Raw genomic sequence first — 813 nt, 5'->3', positions numbered from 1 at the left:
CCGCCGTTGATGGTGATGGGTCCGCTGTCGCCATGATCCCCGCTGCCGATGCCCGCGCCGCCGGCGGCGGTGACGGTGCCGCCGTTGATGGTGATGGGTCCGCTGTCGCCGCGGTCCCCGCTGCCGATGCCAGCGCCGCTGCCATCGATGGTGCCACCGGTGGCGGTGATGGTGCCGCCGTTGATGGTGATGGGTCCGCTGTCGCCGCGGTACCTGCTGCCGATGCCGGCACCCTCCCAGCCGGTGGCGTCGAGAGCGCCCGTCCCATCGATGGTGAGGCTGTTGCCCTGTTCGACGTGAATCGCCGCAGATCTGGGATCTAGCCCAGATGTGGTCGCAGTCAGATCGCATCCGTCGTCGAGGATCAGCGTGACCTCGCCGATGACGTCGAGATCTGCGACCAACACGGCGCTGTCGCAGACCCATTCGCCGGTGGTGATCTCGGTGGTGTGGTTGGTGATGACGTTCTCGGCCGCTTGCGCCGGGGCGGCGAGGCCGAGGACGACGAGGGAGGTCGCGGCAGCGAGCCCGGCGAGTCGTGTGCTGGGGGAGCGGAGACAGGTCATCTGTGATCCTCTGTGGAGCGGGCGGGGCGGTCGTGTCCCGAAGCTATGCCCGTTGCCCTTCGCCGCGCATCGGCGATCGTCGCCTATATCCGCGATCGAACGCGCGGCGGCCGCCCCCGTGATCCGGGACGGGCCGCGTGCTGCCCTCGACTCAGTGCGCCATGGCGGCCAGCGCCTCCGGGTCGATCGTGGCGATCGAGCGGGTGTCCTGGAACGCCCGCACTCCGTCGATGCCCTGTTCGCGGCC

1 pseudogene is annotated in these 813 nt (G+C 69.9%); it reads right to left on the bottom strand.

The annotated features are described in order from the left end of the window. Nucleotides 1-566, bottom strand: a pseudogene (locus GB932_RS01350) (hypothetical protein); the annotation flags it as partial. Nucleotides 567-813: the final 247 nt, after the last annotated feature.

The organism is Microbacterium karelineae (assembly GCF_009745985.1).
GTDB classification, from domain to species: domain Bacteria; phylum Actinomycetota; class Actinomycetes; order Actinomycetales; family Microbacteriaceae; genus Microbacterium; species Microbacterium karelineae.
Note: the sequence above shows the minus strand (reverse complement) of the source record. Positions and strands in the feature narration are given on the sequence as shown.